Origin of the sequence: Niallia sp. FSL M8-0099, from assembly GCF_038006945.1 — a bacterium.
Classification (GTDB): Bacteria; Bacillota; Bacilli; order Bacillales; family Cytobacillaceae; genus Niallia; species Niallia circulans.
In genome coordinates this window covers 980,546-997,023 of sequence record NZ_JBBOWF010000001.1, presented here as the reverse complement: position 1 = coordinate 997,023, position 16,478 = coordinate 980,546, and the positions used below count along the sequence as shown (strand labels likewise).

At 36.5% G+C, this 16,478-nt stretch carries 12 protein-coding genes; 4 read left to right on the top strand and 8 right to left on the bottom strand.

Annotated features, from left to right (window positions below):
- The first annotated feature begins 35 nt into the window (after window positions 1–35).
- From NSQ92_RS04665 to NSQ92_RS04655, 3 genes are all read left to right on the top strand, one after another.
- The gene (locus NSQ92_RS04665; protein ID WP_047941438.1) at window positions 36–1,322 is read left to right on the top strand and encodes an ABC transporter substrate-binding protein; all 1,287 of its coding nucleotides are present in this window, start codon (window positions 36–38) and stop codon (window positions 1,320–1,322) included.
- Window positions 1,323–1,622: 300 nt separating this feature from the next.
- On the top strand, window positions 1,623–3,089 hold the full coding sequence (locus tag NSQ92_RS04660) for a glycoside hydrolase family 68 protein (RefSeq protein WP_095320308.1): 1,467 nt from the start codon (window positions 1,623–1,625) through the stop codon (window positions 3,087–3,089).
- A gap of 536 nt (window positions 3,090–3,625) precedes the next feature.
- Window positions 3,626–5,194, top strand: a complete 1,569-nt coding sequence (locus NSQ92_RS04655; protein ID WP_341152413.1) for a glycoside hydrolase family 32 protein — start codon at window positions 3,626–3,628, stop codon at window positions 5,192–5,194.
- Here NSQ92_RS04655 and NSQ92_RS04650 read toward each other — a convergent pair.
- From NSQ92_RS04650 to NSQ92_RS04615, 8 genes are all read right to left on the bottom strand, one after another.
- Window positions 5,178–5,351 (bottom strand): hypothetical protein, encoded by a 174-nt coding sequence (locus NSQ92_RS04650; RefSeq protein ID WP_156827898.1) that lies wholly within the window; start codon window positions 5,349–5,351, stop codon window positions 5,178–5,180. The genes NSQ92_RS04655 and NSQ92_RS04650 overlap by 17 nt on opposite strands.
- Before the next feature lie 81 nt (window positions 5,352–5,432).
- Window positions 5,433–7,292 (bottom strand): glycoside hydrolase family 32 protein, encoded by a 1,860-nt coding sequence (locus NSQ92_RS04645; protein ID WP_341152412.1) that lies wholly within the window; start codon window positions 7,290–7,292, stop codon window positions 5,433–5,435.
- 35 nt (window positions 7,293–7,327) lie between these two features.
- Complete coding sequence (locus NSQ92_RS04640; RefSeq protein WP_047941434.1) at window positions 7,328–8,296, bottom strand: carbohydrate kinase family protein; 969 nt, start codon at window positions 8,294–8,296, stop codon at window positions 7,328–7,330.
- 94 nt (window positions 8,297–8,390) lie between these two features.
- Window positions 8,391–9,848: a glycoside hydrolase family 32 protein gene (locus NSQ92_RS04635; protein WP_152680004.1), complete on the bottom strand. Its 1,458-nt coding sequence runs from the start codon at window positions 9,846–9,848 to the stop codon at window positions 8,391–8,393.
- A gap of 19 nt (window positions 9,849–9,867) precedes the next feature.
- Complete coding sequence (locus tag NSQ92_RS04630; RefSeq protein WP_341152411.1) at window positions 9,868–11,484, bottom strand: ABC transporter substrate-binding protein; 1,617 nt, start codon at window positions 11,482–11,484, stop codon at window positions 9,868–9,870.
- A gap of 30 nt (window positions 11,485–11,514) precedes the next feature.
- The gene (locus NSQ92_RS04625) at window positions 11,515–12,366 is read right to left on the bottom strand and encodes a carbohydrate ABC transporter permease (RefSeq protein WP_047941616.1); all 852 of its coding nucleotides are present in this window, start codon (window positions 12,364–12,366) and stop codon (window positions 11,515–11,517) included.
- Between the two features lie 44 nt (window positions 12,367–12,410).
- Window positions 12,411–13,400, bottom strand: coding sequence for an ABC transporter permease (locus NSQ92_RS04620; RefSeq protein ID WP_047941431.1), 990 nt, complete (start codon window positions 13,398–13,400; stop codon window positions 12,411–12,413).
- Between the two features lie 242 nt (window positions 13,401–13,642).
- A complete protein-coding gene (locus NSQ92_RS04615) occupies window positions 13,643–14,614 on the bottom strand; it encodes a LacI family DNA-binding transcriptional regulator (protein ID WP_047941430.1) in 972 nt (323 codons plus the stop codon).
- Between the two features lie 355 nt (window positions 14,615–14,969).
- On the opposite strand from NSQ92_RS04615, the gene NSQ92_RS04610 reads away from it, so the two are divergent.
- Entirely contained in the window at window positions 14,970–16,430 is a 1,461-nt protein-coding gene (locus NSQ92_RS04610) for a spore germination protein (RefSeq protein ID WP_047941429.1), read from the top strand.
- Window positions 16,431–16,478 lie beyond the last annotated feature (48 nt).

Below are 16,478 nucleotides of genomic sequence, written 5' to 3'. Positions count from 1 at the left end.
ATAATAAATGAGAGTGAAATAGCAGGAGTGAAATTATGACAAAGTGGACATTCACATGGCTTATTGCAGGATTGTTGATTGTTGCACTTTCAGCTTGTCAGCCAAAATCAGAAGAAGACTCAAGCGAAAGAAAAACAGCCGATGAACGCATCACACTAACTATCCGAAATCCAAAAGTAGAAATTTCTACCCAATTTGAAGAAATGGTGATGGCATATGAACGCGAACATCCAAATATAGATATTCAGGTTCACACTGTAGGTGGTGCTGCTGATGATCTTGCTGATTTGAAAGCCCAAATTGCAGCGGATAATGGTCCTGATATTTTCACAAATACTGGGTATGACAATGTGAAAATATGGAGTGACTATTTAGAAGATCTTTCCGATCAACCATGGATTCCTCATGCGTACAAAGACACCTTGAAACCAGTAACAATGGATGGCAAAGTGTATGGAATGCCCCTTAATATCGAAGGATATGGATTCATATATAACAAAGATTTATTTCATAAGGCAGGAATTCATACGCTTCCTAGAACATTATCTGAGTTACAGGCTACAGCACAAACATTAGAAGAATCCGGTATTACGCCCTTTGCAACTGGATATTATGAAGAATGGAAGCTTGGCGATCATCTCTTAAATATTGCATTTGCACAACAAGATGATCCTGAAGCATTTATTGACCAACTAAACAAAGGAACCACAAAAATTACGAACAATCAAAAATTCTTAGATATTATTTCTTTACTTGATACTACCATCAAATATGGAAACCACAATCCCCTAACAACAGACTATAATACAGAAGTTGATCTCTTCGCTTCGGGAAAAGCTGCGATGATTCAACAAGGCAATTGGATTCAGCCAATGATTGATCAGCAATCTCCGAACATGAACATTGGATTTCTGCCGATTCCTATTAACGAGGAACCAGCTGATGCAATCGCTGTTAACGTTTCTAATTATTGGGTAGTAAACAAGCAATCATCTGCTGAAAAGAAGAAAGCAGCCAAAAATTTTCTAAACTGGATGGTATTTTCAGAGCAAGGAAAGTCCTTTATGACGGAACAATTTAAATTCATTCCAGCTTTTGACCATATAGAGGCACACCATCTAGGACCGCTTGCAAAGGAAATTATGAACTACTATCAGACAGGAAAAACCCTTAGAGCCAACTGGTTTGCCTTTCCTAATAGTGCACGAGAAGAATTTGGATTAGCTATGCAATTATACGTGGGCAAACAGCTAAATCGAGATCAATTGCTGCAGGAATTTCAAAAATCTTGGGAAAAGGCTGCCGCTTCATCTTCCCACTAATTCCCGCCTTCTAATCGCTCCCTTTTGCAGGGAGCGATTTTTTGGTTTTACAAGAAATCATTCTCTCTATTTGAAATAAGGAAGAAGGTCCCGTTCTTCTATTATATCCTCTAGTATATTCGATTTATCTTATATCAATATAAGACTAGATTTCTATCAATCTATGCCATATGCGCAGAAACCAGATTAACCTATAATTTTATTAGAAACACGGTGTATTTGCTGCTTTGTTTTTATAAATCAGCAGTTCTACCCTGTCCTTATCTTTTGTTTCATCTAACACATTCTAGGAGGTAAACCATGAAATTGAACAAGCTTGCTAAACAAGCAACAGTCGTATCATTGGGTGCAGCTATTTTATTTGGAGGTAGTGGGTCTCTAGCTTTTGCAAAGCAAAAAGAAAAGTTAGACCACAAAGAATCTTATGATATTTCACATATCACTCGATTCGATATGGAAAAAATGACGGAACAACAAAACGATTCTAAATTTAAAGTGCCAGCTTTTGATGAATCAACGATTAAAAACATCCCTTCAGCAAAGGGCTATGATGAAAAAGGTAATTTAATTGATTTAGATGTCTGGGATACATGGCCGTTACAAAATGCAGATGGAACAGTTGCAGAATATAATGGCTATCAAATTGTATTTGGATTAGCTGGAGATCCAGATAGAGGATGGGATACATTTATTTACATGTTCTATAAAAAAATTGGTGATAATTCCATTGATGCATGGAAAAATGCAGGAAGAGTATTTAAAGACAGCGATAAATATGCTACCAATGATATTATTTTAAACAATCAAGCAGAAGAATGGTCTGGTTCAGCAACTTTCACTTCTGATGGCAAAATCCGCTTATTCTATACGAATCGTCAAGGCTGGGATCCTGATCATGGATTTTTTGGAAAACAAACATTAACTACTGCCCAAGTTAATGTATCTAAACTAGATGCAAATACATTAAAAATTGATGGTGTGGAAGATCATAAATCCATCTATGATGGTGGAGATGGATCTGTATATCAAACAGTTGATCAAGCTTTTTCAGGTGGAAATTATGCAGATAACCATACATTAAGAGATCCTCACTACGTTGAAGACAATGGACATAAATATCTTGTATTTGAAGCTAATACAGGAACAGATTATGGCTATCAAGGAGAAGAATCATTATTTAATAAAATCTATTATGGGGGCAGCACTAAATTTTTCAGAACAGAAAAAGAGCAGTTATTACAAAGCCCGAAAAAGAATTTAGCAACACTAGCAAATGGTGCATTAGGAATCATTGAGATTAATGATGATTACACACTAAAAAAAGAAATGAAGCCGTTAATTGCTTCCAACACTGTTACAGATGAAATTGAACGTGCGAATATCTTCGAAAAAGACGGAAAATGGTATCTATTTACAAGTTCTAGAGGATCAAAAATGACTATTGATGGCATTAACGACAAAGATATTTACCTATTAGGATATGTAGCTAATTCTATTACTGGACCATACAAACCTTTAAACAAAACAGGTATTGTCTTACATCAAAATCTAGATCCAAATGATGTTACATGGAACTACGCTCATTTTGCGATTCCACAAAAGAACAGTGACAATGTAGTTGTCACAAGCTATATGACAAATAGAGGATTATTTGAAAATCATCAATCCACTTTTGCTCCAAGCTTTTTATTAAATATTAAAGGCAATAAAACTTCTGTAGTAAAAAATAGCATTTTAGAACAAGGTCAAATCACTATAAATAAATAAAAAAACGAGGTTGGGATAAAAGTATTTCAATTTAATATAACCCGAACAATTATACATTCATACTAAAAAGGATTCGTATAATTGTTTGGGATTTTTATTTATTGAAGAAAAAAGGTATGTGGTAATCACCCGCAGACTGAATACACTTCGCTTTCCATGGGGCGCGCGCCAAGCCTCCTCGTTCCTGCGGGGTCTTGGACTTTCTCGCAGCTCCCATAGGAGTCTCCGTGTATTCAGTCTGCTCCATTTAGTTTCTTTTGAAAAAAATGTTGGAACGAAATACTCTTTAAAAACGGAGTGAAATGGAGTGGAAGACACTCAACTCCTGCGGGAAATAGAGCAAAGCCTAAGACCCCACAGGCTTGCCGAGGAGGCTTAGGTTGCTCCCCGCGGAAAGGGAGTGTCTGTAACGCAATGGAACGAATTGGATTCACCACTAAATTAGAGATTGTTCGTCTTTATCCATTATTTATTTTGCTTTGTCCCACCCTCTTTTACCAATAGCAAGAAATACAGGATAAGCGCGGTGATATTACTTGAAGAAACCAGCAAAGCACACACAGAAAGTCCTATTTCTCTTATGCCTTATTATACTTGTCGGCATCCTCTTATTTTGGCATCAAATCACTAAGGTTTTTACTAAAACAGTAGACCTGCAAGAACAAAACGTTGTTTCTGATGGTCAATCCTATCGTGCCAAATACCATTTCACTACTCCTGACAAGTGGAAAAATGATCCGCAAAAACCAATCTATTTAGATGGCTTCTATCATTACTATTATCTTTACAATGGTGATTATCCTGACGGTAATGGCACAGAATGGAGACATGCTGTTTCAAAAGATTTAGTGCACTGGAAGGATAAAGGAATTGCCATTCCAAAATACACAAATCAAAATGGAGACCCTTGGTCAGGTTCTGTCGTTGTTGATAAAGAGAATACAGCTGGATTTGGATATGGCGCATTTATCGCAATCGTCACTCAGCCGTCAGCCAATCAGCAAAAACAAGAACAGTTCTTGTGGTACAGCCTCGATAATGGCAGTACATTCACTTCATACAGTGATACGCCTGTTATGACAAATCCTGGAACCGATGATTTTCGTGATCCCAAAATCATTTGGTCAAAAGAGTATCATAAATGGATAATGCTAATGGCAGAAGGAACAAAGATTGGTTTTTACGAATCCTCTAATCTGAAAGATTGGACATACCTCAGTGATTTCTTCACAAATGATATAGGAATTGTGGAATGTCCGGACCTTTACTATATGCAGACAAATGATGGGAGCTTCAAATGGGTGCTTGGTGCGAGCGCAAATGGAAAAACAAAGAATCAGCCCACTACTTATGCTTATTGGATTGGTCATTTTGATGGAAACCATTTTACAGCTGATCATCCAGAACCCCAATGGCTTGATTATGGTTTGGATTGGTATGCTGGGGTAACATTTGAGGATGGAAGCAATAGTGATGATTACAAGAAAAGATATGCTTTTGCTTGGATGAATAATTGGAATTATGCCGACAATACCCCAACATTACAAGAAGGCTTTAACGGAATGGATTCTGTTGTTCGACAAATTCAATTAAAAAATAATGGGGAAAATTCCTATTATTTAGCTTCCCAACCAATCGAAGCATACAACAAGCTGGCCAAGACAAAAGATCATCTAAAGGAAATAGAAGTAAACGGCCAAAAGCAACTAGAGATGACAGGAGAAATTTATCAGCTAGAGACGGACATCTTATGGACAGAGTTAGATAATGTCGGTTTAAGACTTAGAGAATCTTCTGATCAAAAGCGATATGTGAATGTAGGAATATTTATAAAAGAAAAATACTCATATGTAAATCGTTCTTTGACCGAACATCCAGATCAGCAGAATACACATTCAGAAAGTACAGCACCCTTTCCCGCTGAACAAACACAAGTACATTTAAAGATCCTTGTTGATAAAAGTAGTATCGAGGTTTTTGTAGATGATGGGAAGGTTGTGCAATCGAATTTAATATTCCCTCATGCAGATGATCAAGCCATCACATTGTATTCAGATGGCGGGACAGCAATCTTTAAGAATATGACGATTACACACTTTGATTAATGGATTTGGGCATTCTTTCTTCAGACAGAGAAACGACATCCTTTTTCACTAATTGCCAGCTTTCTTTTTCCATATCTACTGTATGGTCTCCCCCAGGAGTGATGACATTTTTTCTTACGTGTAAGAATCTTATTTGTAAACAAAATGCTCCATACACTCTATTTAGAATCCATATAAAAGCACTTTTCCTTTTTTGCGAAAAGTGCTCTTACATACTTTATAATACTTTCATTCCCTTTTATTTTACTACCCTTATTCTAATTTCCTTTGCAATTTTCGTTTCTGGATGCTTAACCTGTATGCTTGTTACTCCTGGCTTTAATGCTTTAATGGAAATACCCTTCTCCTCGTCATCAGACTCCGTGATTTCGATTATGTCTTGTTCAGCGCTGTCCCAACTAAAAGGAGAACTGCTCTTAATCCAATCTGGCTTTAAAATCGCTTTAATAGTTTTGATTTCCCCTTCTTTAATAGTTAAATATTCCGAACTTACTACTATACGTTCGACTTCATTTTCCTTTGGGCGTTCTCTCCAGGTTGAATATAAAGGATAAAAGTCTAGTGAAACAACCTTCATACTACCACCTTTTGTATATAACTCTATTCCGTTGCTCGTAGGCTGGGAATAGATTAATTTCGTAAAGACATATTCCCCGTCGTTTATAAACACCTCAACAGATGATTCATCAACAAATCCTCTTATCTTTATTCGTTTCTCCTCAACAGGGTAAGTAGTTGTATGGTTATTGCCAAATTGAAATGGATTCCCATTTCGATCCAATAACGTTTCTAATCCAGCACGAGATCTATCTAAGAATAGTTTTTTACTTAACGTATTTACACCTATAACCGTATTTTCGTCCTCTGATTGTCGAACGCGAATACCGAATTCCTCAATGTTTTCCCATTCCAGCACAGCTTCAAATTCATAAGTGGTACCAGAAAAATCAGCAATTGACTGCTCCCCATTGACCTCCATAGGATCAATAGCAATATGATTAACACGTAAACTTTCTAACTCCCTAACCGGTTCTTGAAATAACTTAATACTTCCATCCTTAACTGTTTTCAAATGCAGTTCACGTGGAATTGACATAGATCCCTTCCATGCTTCCGTCGGCGATTGATAAGGATATCTCCAATTCGCCATCCAGCCTAACCATATTCGGCGGCCATCTTTTTCCGGGATATCAGAAAAGGACTGAGCTGCATAAAAGTCTTGCCCAAAATCTGTTGTCAAAATAGTTTCTGGCGCATTATCATTAATAAATTGTGTTCCGTCAAACTCTCCAATAAAATATTGAGCAGTTGATCCATTTGTTTCTTCATTATCTCCAACACTAACTTGCAATACCCATTTCTTATTATTCTCATCACCATCTACAGGCAATTCGAATAAATCAGGACATTCCCATACAGCTGCATGAGATCCCTCCTTATCCCCAAATTGACTCTGAAACTCCCAGTCAATCAAATTATCAGAACGATAAAACGTCACACTTTGATTTGTCGAAACAACCATTACCCATTTTTTAGTACTCTCATGCCAAAATACTTTTGGATCGCGAAAATCCTTTATTCCTGGGTTGGGGATAACCGGGTTTCCTTTATATCTTTCCCATGTTCTCCCATTATCTTTACTATAAGCAATACTTTGGGATTCTCCTCCCTCTGTATTTGTATAGATGGCAACTAATCCGGCTTTCCCATCAAAAAATCCTGTGGAATCATTCCAATCCACCACAGTGCTTCCAGATAATGCTTGCCCTAGGTTATCATGTTCTAACGCAATCGGCAAATGCTCCCAATGTAATAAATCCCTGCTCACTGCGTGTGCCCAATTACCATTTTTTTGATGAAACAGATGATACTCTCCCTCAAAATAGATGAGTCCATTAGGGTCAGCTAAATTTCCTGAAGGGGTTGAAAAGTGATATTGAGGTCGATACAATTCTGTATAATAATCAGAAGTGGCAGCTTCCATATTATCCGGTCTCAAGGCATCCAAATTTTTCTCTTCCTTTCCCATTTGATGGATACTACAGCCAGTTAATAACCATGCAACAGACAAAACAGCTGTCAAGATTCTTTGTCTCAATTTGCTTCTCCTCCTCTCCTCCTTTTTAGCACCATTTATCCTCCCTTTTTATTGACTACTATAAAGTCTTCAATTTGGTGAAGAGTAGGCATGGCTGGAATTCCACCTTTATTTGTTGCCACATATGCTCCCATCGCATTTCCGAAATTCAATATTTGCTTTAATATATCTTCGCGTATTTTAAAATTCAATAAATCCCTCTTTAATAATTCATATAGCACGCCAGCAAGAAATGCATCTCCGCATCCAGTTGTATCAATAGCTTTTACAGCTGCTCCTGGGACAAATACTAAGCCATCCTCTCCATATGCATAGCTTCCCTTATCTCCCACTGTTACAAAAAGCAGCCGTAAATCAAACTCTTTAAATAACTGCTTTGCTCCTGAAAAAATATCTGTTGTATTCGTTAAAAATGCTAATTCTTCTTCCGAAACTTTGACTATATCCGCAAAATGCAAGACTGCTTCGATTTGCTCTTTTGCCTCCTCTAAGCTTTGCCATAGTAAGGGACGAAGATTTGGATCAAATGAAATAATCTTATGCTGTTCTTTCGCATAATTTAATGCTACTAAAGTTGCTTCTCTTGCTGGCTCATTTGTCATGGATATTGATCCTACATGGAATATTTTAGCATCTGCTATTAATGAAAAGTCCACATCGTCCTTAGATAACATCATGTCCGCACCAGGCTGTCTATAAAAATCAAATGAACGATCCCCCTGATGATCAATATGCACAAATGCTAGTGTCGTTTTTATTGGGGAATAAACAATTCCATTTGTTTGCACCCCTTTGTTCTGTAAGGTAGCAACGAGTAATTCTCCAAAATAATCATTTCCTACGCTCCCCATAAATTCTGTTCTCAGCCCTAAACAGGATAAAGCCACTAGAACATTTCCCGGGGCTCCACCTGGATTAGCAACAAGAATCGGAAACCCCTGCTCATTTTCTCCTTGGGGAGTAAAATCAATTAATATTTCTCCTAATGCTGCTACATCGATCATATCTCTACACCACTTTTCTAACTTTTTTCCATTGAGTCTCGTATAAAATAGCCAGAGGATAGATTTATCCAATCCTCTGGCTTTCCGTTATATATCAACTTTTAGAAGGAACAGATACCTTTCCATATACTAGATTTACTTTCCCTTCTTCTGCAAACAAACATATTCGTTTGCTTACTTTATCAGGGAAAATTAAACTTGTTAATGCTTGCTCTCCGCCATTGATAAATAATTCTAAGGAGGCAGAATCTACAATTATTCGTAACTCAAGTGAATGAGAATCCTCAAGACAAACTCGCTGCAGTTTAGGAAAAATATCGGAAAAATCAACCACCCCAGATTTTTCACGAGACAGACTCAGTACATTTTCTTTCGCATCAATAGTAATAGTTGTATGCTGTGAATCTGTATGTTCTATCCTTAATCCATACTTATTTGCATTTATATTCTTGAAGGATAGGATTATCTCTGTGTATTCATGATCTACTTCAAAAACAGTGCTTTCTTTGGCTGTAATGATTGTGTCTGTTCTTTCTTCTTTTCTATCAAAATAGGTTTCTAATTCTCTTACTAAATGTTGGACGAGATAATACTCTCCCTTCTTCTCACGCAGTTCCAGCTCTCTAGGAAGAGTCATCTGACTTCTCCATCCTTCTGTCGGAACTTGATTAGCATAACGCCAATTACTCATCCAGCCTAAATAAATTCGTCTTCCATCTGCTTCAGGAATATCAGAAAAGCTTACCCCAGCATAGTTGTCCTTCCCATAGTCCAGCCATTTTATATTTTCATGTTCTGGCGTAAATTCCTTTCCATCAAATGACCCAACAAAATATTGCGTGCGAGATCCTTCATCATATTGAGGATTATCGCCAATACTGACAATAAGCACCCATTTTTTATCATTTGTATTGTCTATTGGTAACTCAAATAAGTCTGGACATTCCCATACCCCTTCGTGACAGCCGCAATTCTCTCCAAATTCACTTTCAAACTGCCAATCCTTCAAATTTGAAGAGGAATAGAAAGAGATTGTTTGTCCTGTAGCTAAAACCATCATCCACTTTTGGGTATCTTTGTGCCAAAAAACTTTAGGGTCTCTAAAATCAGGATTGGTAGGGTGAGCAAGTACGGGATTACCGTCATATTTAATCCATGATCTTCCCTTATCTATGCTATATGCCAAACTCTGTGTCTGAACAGCCTCCTTGCCGTGATCTGGCTCCGAGTGATGGGTAAAAATAGCCACCAACCCGGGTTCTTCGTTAAAAAAGCCTGTTGTATTATTCCAATCCACAACTATGCTGCCTGAAAAAATGGTTCCATTCTCATCAGGATGTAAAGCTATCTCTAATTCATCCCATACAATTAAATCTTTGCTGACTGCATGCCCCCAATGCATGGGCCCCCATGTGCTGCCATGCGGATTATGCTGATAAAATAAATGATATTCTCCTTTGAAAAACACTAACCCATTCGGATCATTCATCCAATTTTTTTGGGGAGAAAAATGCAAGGCTGGTCTGTATTTTTCGAGTTTAGTAATCTTCAATGTCATGCCTCCAATTAATTTACTGTTTTACTGTTCTGTCATAGCCATCTTGCTTAATTTGCAACCAAGTGCTTAGACCGAGTCTCTCTAATTCTTTCAAATAATCTTCCCATTCTTCCTCAATTTTTCCATTACTCATCCATTCGGCTCTTTTTCTATTTACATAAGCAAATAAATCTGTTTCAATTTTTGCCTTTTCATCTGCTTCCTCTAGTGAGAAAAATACAGGTGGATAAAAGTTCTCAGCTTTAATATGAGGAACCATATTTTTTTCTAAAATATCTAATCTCCAAGCAGCATCTTCTGGTTTTGTCGTATATACGCCGTAATACTCATCTAATATCGCCAGCGGTCCTGCGATATTTGTTTTTTCTCTTATTTCGACTGGTGCCGCGCCTTCTAAAGGAAGATGCTTTAACATACCAGCTTTCTCATCAAATTCAAAAATATTTTGCTGTTTCGTATCCCCATATGTTCCCCAGTTATCTTGAACAGATTGCAGTGGTTCATACAGTTGATCAATCCATTTAGCTGTTAACTCTAAATTCTTATTCGCACTTGTGATAACCATTCTTCCTCTATCAAGACCAAAGCCATTAGTTTGCGCCACATTTTTTTCACCATTTGGTCCTTCTAATGGTGGCATTACATCATAAGTATCGTTCATGCCACTAATATTTCCTTTATCCCATGTAAAGTAAAGACCGTATTTTGCATCTTTTCCTTTCGCTACATATTTATTCCAATCTTGTTCATATGCTTCTACATCAATTAAACCTAAATCATTTAGTTCATTAAAGAATTTTAACGCTTCTTTATATCCTTCTTCTGCTGCAGTAAAAATAACTTTCCCTTCATTGGAAACGACCGTGTGATCCCAGTTATCGCCTAGACCAAAGGAAGCAAATAAGAAGGCTGGGTCCTCTCCCCCTTGATTTACAATAAAAGATAATGGTATTTCATCTGCTTCGCCATTACCATTTGGATCTTGTGTTTTAAAAGCAAGAAGTACCTCTTTTAGTTCTTCTGTTGTTGTTGGCATTTCCAGCCCTAAATTATTGAGCCATTCTACATTTATCCAAGGAAGGCAGTCAACTACTTGAATGCGGCTCTTTCCACTGCCAAGCTCTTCAATCCAAGGAAAACTGTATATATGTCCATCTGGAGCTGTAATCATCGATTTATATTCTGGAGCTTCTTCCAGCACCTTTTTAAAATTGGGCATATACTGATCAATTAAATCTTCAACTGGTATGATGGTTCCATCCTTCGCATATTTCAATAAATCATAATCACTGAAAGCAGCATCTAAAATGGCATCTGGCAGCTCCCCACTTGCCAACGCTAAATTCCGCTTCTCCACAAATTGGTCTTTCGTATAGTTTTTCCAATCTATATGGACACCTGTCTGTTCCTCTAATCTTTGATAAATTAGCTTTTCATTCGGGTCGGTTGGTGCCAAAGCTGAGCTTTGTGTCATAAAACGAAGTGTAGCTTTCTCTTTCAAAGGAAATGTAACATCAGTTAGTTTTAAATCTTCTGTTGAAGCACTTTTACTTGTCTTATCGCCACTGCAGCCTGTTAGAACAAGACCGGCAACAATAAAAGTGGAAAGAAGCTTATTGATTTTCCCCATAAATGAACCCTCCATATGCTTTTATTTAAATTATTTTAAAGATCCTACCATAACACCTTTTTCAAAGTATTTTTGGAAGAATGGATACATGATTAGAAGTGGTAGACTTGAAATGACAATAGATGCATATTTTATTTTTTCCGCTAATTTACTTAACTCAGCCATTGCTAATTGATCATTAATCATTCCAGGCTGAACTTGGTTTTGAATCAGAATGGAACGTAAAACTAGCTGCAATGGATGTAATTCTTGGTCCTCTAAATAAATCATTGCATCAAAGTAGGAATTCCATTGTCCAACAAAGGCATATAAAGCGATTACAAAAATAATAGGTTTAGACAAAGGCAAAACTATTTTCAGAAATATTTTCAATTCAGAAGCACCATCAATTTTTGCTGCCTCAAACAGCTCTTTTGGAAGCCCTTTAAAAAAGGTTCGTGCTAAGATAATATTCCAGACACTAATTGCTCCTGGCAGAATAATCGACCAAACGGTATTTAGCATTCCTAAATCCTTTACTATTAAATAGGTAGGAATCAACCCGCCATTAAAGAACATCGTAATGAGAAAGAAAACCATAATTATATTCTTCCCTTTAAATCCATCAAGAGAAAGTGGATATGCAGCAAAGATCGTAATAACAATAGTGACAATTGTAAAGCCTAATGAATAAATGACTGAATTGATAAATCCTTTTATCATTAATTCATCTTGTAAAATCCGTTTATAGCCTTCCAGACTCCAATCAGAAGGATTTAAGGAAAAACCTTTACTAAGCAGCACATTGGGGTCTAAAAAGGAAGCCAATAAAATATAAAGTAACGGTAATAACACGATTAAAACGAGTAATATTAAAATTATTTTGTTACTAAAAAGAAGCATTTTATCTGTTTTGGAATGATTTTTCAATGGGTATCCCCCCTTTATTAATATAACCCTTCACCTTCATTTAACTTCTTCACTACAAAATTCACAAATACCAATAAAACGACGTTAATAACAGAATTAAACAAACCTACCGCTGTTGAATAGGCATAATCCCCGGCCTGCAGCCCTACTTTATACACATAAGTCGGCAGAATCTCTGAAGTTGGCAGATTCATAGAGGTTTGCATTAAGTAAGCCTTTTCAAATCCAATCGCCATAATTCCACCTGCTCCTAGAATAAACAACACTGCCATGATTGGTTTTAGAGTAGGAAGATCAATATGCCTTATCCTCTGTAATAGTGTTGCTCCATCGATTGTCGCCGCATCATGTAATTGAGGATCCACATTTGCAAGTGCTGCTACATAAATAATCGATGACCAACCTGCCGCTTGCCATATTCCTGATAAAATATAAATGGATCTAAAATATTCAGGATCTGTCATAAAGGAAACTGGTTTATCGTTAAATACCGATAATAGTGAATTTATTGGACCTGTAGGTGACATAAAGATAAATAACATTCCTGTAATGACAACAACAGATATAAAATTCGGTGCATACAATATTAATTGGATATTCTTTTTGATAGCAGCTCGCCGTACTTGATTAAGGCTAAGTGCTAAAATAATGGGTACTGGAAAGCCCAGTATTAAACCATAGAAACTTAATTTAAGCGTATTCATAAAAATCTCTTTGAAATTGGGAGAAGTTAAAAAATCTTTAAAGTGTGTTAAGCCTACCCAATCGCTGCCGATAATTCCCTTCATTGGGCTAAAATCCTTAAAAGCGATGATTGCTCCATACATTGGGATATATTTAAATACAATTGTTAAAATAATGGCAGGTACTAAAAATAAATACAACGCATAATTTTTTTTGAAATATTGAATAAAATTTTCTTTTTTTTGTTCAGGAAAAAATTCACCTTCTACTTTATGGGAAGTTTTCTTATTCGTTTTTTTCGTTTCAGGTACTGAAACTGACATTTTATTTCGCCCCCTTCTTGAAAAAAATATTGAATGATTAAAATGTCAACCGCTTGACATATTTCTAAATCTCCCTTCTCAGATTATGTATATCAACCGCTTTCAAACTTTTTTCTGTCAACCGCTTGATATATTTGATTTTAAACGCTTTCAATCAATGTGTCAACCGCTTGACTTACTTATTTTTAAAAAAAATACAATCTAATTTTTTAGATTATATTTTATCAAAGGAAACTATTAGATTAGGCCGTCTCACTCTTTAGCAATTGAACAGGTAAAATAACTTCCATTCTTTCATCCTTATTTACTTCATTAATAATGTCCATTAATCTTAATACAGCTGATTGCGCAATTTCCTCAATTGGTTGTTTAATTGTTGTTAATTGAGGTAACAACCTCCTTACACTTTGCGTGCCATCATATCCTATAACTTTTAATTGATTAGGAATCTGAATTCCTAGTTCACTCGCTACTTTCAAACAAGTAGATGCTATTAAATCATCACTAGCAAAAATCCCATCCGTTTCAGGGTGCTCTTTGAAAATCTTTTTAATTGTTTCTGCAGTCGCTTCCTCATCGAAAACGCTATTTAGTTCATAGGTTATGGGGTGAGCTACTTGGTCTTCATAGGCTTTTCTTCTATTTTGGGTTGGTGTTTCTAAATCGCTTGGTCCATTTATATGAACAATTGCTTTACAACCTTGGTTAAGTAAATGTTGAACAGCCAATTTTCCTCCCTCATAGTTATCAGAACCTATTACAGGAATTGTCGGTGATAAGTAATGGTCAATTGCGACAATAGGAAGCTTGGAGTTCTTATATATTTCAATTCCACGATTATAGGAACAAACAATGATACCATCAACTTGGTGCCTGATAAGCATTTCTGCATATGAAGTTTCTTTTGCCACTTGCCCTAAACTATTACAGAGAATAACTTTAAAATCATGATTGGAGCATATATTCTCTATATATAAAGCTAATTCACTAAAAAAGGGATTATTAATGGTCGGCAAAATAAGGCCAATAAAATTTGTCCGTTTTTTAAAAAGAGAGCGTGCTATATCATTAGGATAATAATTTAAATCTTTAATGGCTTGTTCCACTTTTTCTCTCGTTTTTTCACTTATATATCCCCGATTATTCAAAACACGGGAAACCGTTGTTGGAGATACACCTGCCAACTCTGCTACATCTTCTAATTTTACTTTCATGCTAACCACCCGAAAAAACATAGATTATTTTCATCTTAAACTTTATATGTTAACCGTTTTCATACATATTATCATAAACTTGCTCTTTTTGCATCCTCCATCTATCCAATATATTCCTTCTGTATATATAATCTAGATTCTAAAAAGCACATTTTTAGTCTTATAAACTCAAAGAAATATTTTTCAAACGCTCCTTACTTTCAATTACAAAGGCATTCCTTTTCATTTTGGCTCTTAATTATGAAAATTCACCTTTTACTTCGCGGGTATTTTTTTCCTTCTCTATGTCTATTATGAAATATAGTACATAAAAAAGAAAAATCATTCCACAACTGTTTTTAGTATGAGGTGAGATATGGAAAACATAAGTAAGAAGAAAGTATCCAGTCATTTGGATCAGAATGTTGGATACCTTAAGGAAGAATTGGGTGTAGGACAAAACTTTGACATAATCCATTTAGATGTGGAATATGCTGGCATTCGAATGGCTATGTTTCTTGTAGACGGATTAGTAAAAGATGATATATTACATTTGCTCATGAAGTTCCTTGCAAAAGTAAAAAAAGAGGAATTAAGAAAAGATGTTTTAAAGAAATTATTGAGTACCTATATACCTTATATAGAAATCAGCACTGTTGATGATCTAAATAAGGTTGTCGATAATGTGCTCTCAGGTCCAACAGCACTCCTTATCGAAGGTATTGACGAAGTCCTGCTGATTGATGCGAGAACCTATCCTGTCAGAGGACCACAAGAGCCTGATACAGAGAGGGTCGTCCGTGGTTCCCGGGATGGCTTTGTAGAAACAATTGTGTTTAATACAGCGCTGACAAGAAGAAGAATCAGAGATCGGACGCTGCGAATGGAATTTATGCAAGTAGGGCGTCGTTCCAAAACAGATATCGTTATTTGTTATATTGGTGATATTGCAGATCCAGATATGGTCGAACAATTAAAGAAGGCGATGTCCCATATTGATACCGATGGATTACCGATGGCAGAAAAAACAATTGAGGAATTTATTTCAGGAAACAACTGGAATCCTTTCCCAAAAGTACGTTATACAGAACGACCTGATACAACGGCCATCCATCTTTTTGAAGGGCATATATGTATTTTTGTAGATGGCTCGCCGTCTGCCATGATCACCCCCGTCACTTTCTGGCATCATTTACAGCATGCTGAAGAATATCGAAACAATCCGCTTGTAGGTGCCTATTTACGCTTTGTTCGCTACCTAGGTGTGTTTGCTTCCCTTTTCTTATTACCTTTGTGGTATTTAGTGAGTATAGAACCAAGCCTATTGCCTGGATCTTTATCCTTTTTGGGACCGAATGAATTAGGGCAGGTTCCCTTAATTATTCAGTTTCTTTTAATAGAAGTTGGACTGGATATGCTTCGTATGGCCGCCATTCATACACCTACATCGCTTGCAACCGCATTAGGACTTGTGGCTGCCTTAATGATTGGACAAGTCGCAGTAGAGGTTGGGCTGTTTTCAAACGAAGTCATTTTGTATTTCTCCATTGCTGCCATCGGAACTTTTGCAACACCTAGTTATGAGCTTGGTTTAGCAAACAGACTTGTCCGGATTGTGCTGTTAATTTCTACCGCTATCTTTAAAGTTCCAGGATATATCGTTGGGGTAGCTCTGTTTATTATCTTCCTTGCAAAAACGAAATCATTTGGAGTTCCCTATCTATGGCCTTTCATTCCATTCAATTACCGTGCAATGAGAGATATTCTTGTCAGAACACCAATTCCTTTAAAGAATCGCCGTCCCCGTATTTTAAATCCAAATGATCCTGATCGATAATTGTCATCCCAGCAATTTCTGCATTTTTATGGTCTTTTTGCCTTAGGT

What these genes read in the sequence shown, in the direction of transcription:
- NSQ92_RS04665 (WP_047941438.1), top strand. Translation starts at nt 36, where the DNA reads ATGACAAAGTGGACATTCACATGGCTTATTGCAGGATTGTTGATTGTT.
- NSQ92_RS04660 (WP_095320308.1), top strand. Translation starts at nt 1,623, where the DNA reads ATGAAATTGAACAAGCTTGCTAAACAAGCAACAGTCGTATCATTGGGT.
- NSQ92_RS04640 (WP_047941434.1), bottom strand. Translation starts at nt 8,296, where the DNA reads ATGATCGATGTAGCAGCATTAGGAGAAATATTAATTGATTTTACTCCC.
- NSQ92_RS04630 (WP_341152411.1), bottom strand. Translation starts at nt 11,484, where the DNA reads ATGGGGAAAATCAATAAGCTTCTTTCCACTTTTATTGTTGCCGGTCTT.
- NSQ92_RS04625 (WP_047941616.1), bottom strand. Translation starts at nt 12,366, where the DNA reads ATGCTTCTTTTTAGTAACAAAATAATTTTAATATTACTCGTTTTAATC.
- NSQ92_RS04620 (WP_047941431.1), bottom strand. Translation starts at nt 13,400, where the DNA reads ATGTCAGTTTCAGTACCTGAAACGAAAAAAACGAATAAGAAAACTTCC.
- NSQ92_RS04615 (WP_047941430.1), bottom strand. Translation starts at nt 14,614, where the DNA reads ATGAAAGTAAAATTAGAAGATGTAGCAGAGTTGGCAGGTGTATCTCCA.
- NSQ92_RS04610 (WP_047941429.1), top strand. Translation starts at nt 14,970, where the DNA reads ATGGAAAACATAAGTAAGAAGAAAGTATCCAGTCATTTGGATCAGAAT.